Below are 471 nucleotides of genomic sequence, written 5' to 3'. Positions count from 1 at the left end.
TGCAAATTAAACTTTAAATTGAAGAGTTTGATCATGGCTCAGATTGAACGCTGGCGGCAGGCTTAACACATGCAAGTCGAACGGTAACAGAAAGTAGCTTGCTACTTTGCTGACGAGTGGCGGACGGGTGAGTAATGCTTGGGAATATGCCTTATGGTGGGGGACAACAGTTGGAAACGACTGCTAATACCGCATAACATCTCCGGATCAAAGTGGGGGACCTTCGGGCCTCACGCCATAAGAGTAGCCCAAGTGGGATTAGCTAGTTGGTAAGGTAATGGCTTACCAAGGCGACGATCCCTAGTTGGTCTTAGAGGATGACCAGCCACACTGGAACTGAGACACGGTCCAGACTCCTACGGGAGGCAGCAGTGGGGAATATTGCACAATGGAGGAAACTCTGATGCAGCCATGCCGCGTGTGTGAAGAAGGCTTTCGGGTTGTAAAGCACTTTCAGCGAGGAGGAAAGGG

The 471-nt window shown here is 50.5% G+C and carries 1 rRNA gene; it reads left to right on the top strand.

Annotated elements, in window-relative coordinates:
- Positions 1-15: 15 nt before the first annotated feature.
- Positions 16-471 (top strand): 16S ribosomal RNA (locus Q0794_RS18100); the annotation flags it as partial.

The organism is uncultured Psychromonas sp., assembly GCF_947489755.1.
Taxonomy (GTDB): domain Bacteria; phylum Pseudomonadota; class Gammaproteobacteria; order Enterobacterales; family Psychromonadaceae; genus Psychromonas.
The sequence above is the reverse complement of the archived record's forward strand: the minus strand, read 5'-3'. Positions and strand labels throughout refer to the sequence as shown.